Source organism: Actinocorallia lasiicapitis (assembly GCF_054778695.1).
Map to the genome: position 1 here is coordinate 1 of NZ_BAAGZI010000825.1, position 846 is coordinate 846.

An 846-nucleotide genomic window follows, 5' to 3' on the forward strand; every position below is an offset into this window, starting at 1 on the left:
TACGACCAGGCGACCGCCTGGTCCCACCACGGCTACGACCTCACCGCTTGACATCCAACCTCCAGGGATGTCTGACCTCGGCCGAACGGGCCGGGAAACACGAAGGCCCCCGCCGGAGCGGGGGCCGTTGCGAGGGAGGTCAGGCGGTGAGGGCCTTGATGCGGGAGTGGAACGCGATCTGCTCGGGCGTCGGCTCGGCCTGGTCGGCGATCAGGCCCATGACCTGCGCGGAGTCGCCCTCGATGGTCAGCTCGCCGGAGAGCACGGCCGCCATCACCAGGCTGGGGTCCTGGTCCACGAAGAGCCGCTGCGCGACCTCGTAGGGGACGTGCACCGTGGTGGGGGCGTCGGTCAGCCCGCGCTCCACCACGCCGTCACGGGAGTGGACGGCGACGTCGCCGTCGGGGCCGCCCTTGACGACCAGGTTCACCACGATCCCCTTGGCCTCCGCCGGGGGCTCGGGCCACTCGGGCTTCAGTGCCTCCACGGCGTCGAGCCAGGCGTTGGACAGGAAGACGTGCGCCATCGCGGTTCTCCTCAAAGACGGGCGTTGATCTCGGCCAGCCGCGGTACCAGCGGAAACAGGGCTTGGGCGAGCGGCATTGCAGGGGCAACATGATGGGTCACGGCCCGGAAGGTGAGCAAGGCCCTGACCCATTGCAGCAGGTCGACGGGCGGGGCGAACCCGTGCCTGATCCCGATCGTGCCGAGGGCCTTGGCGGCGGCGTCCCCGCCCTTGAACAGAGCCTTCGGGGTGAGTTCCGGGGCGTCGCGGAGCTCGGCGAGCAGGGCGGCGCGGTCGGCGGCCGCCGGGACGACGCCGAGCCGGTCGAGGGCGTCGAGCCC

Annotated in this window: 2 protein-coding genes; both read right to left on the reverse strand. The window is 71.5% G+C overall.

From position 1 onward, the window contains the following. Window positions 1-139 precede the first annotated feature (139 nt). On the reverse strand, window positions 140-526 hold the full coding sequence (locus ACYVE7_RS34885; RefSeq protein WP_460370935.1) for a hypothetical protein: 387 nt from the start codon (window positions 524-526) through the stop codon (window positions 140-142). A gap of 11 nt (window positions 527-537) precedes the next feature. Next, a partial coding sequence (locus ACYVE7_RS34890; protein WP_460370936.1) for a hypothetical protein occupies window positions 538-846 on the reverse strand: 309 nt, incomplete at its 5' end.

What these genes read in the sequence shown, in the direction of transcription:
- ACYVE7_RS34885 (WP_460370935.1), bottom strand. Translation starts at nt 526, where the DNA reads ATGGCGCACGTCTTCCTGTCCAACGCCTGGCTCGACGCCGTGGAGGCA.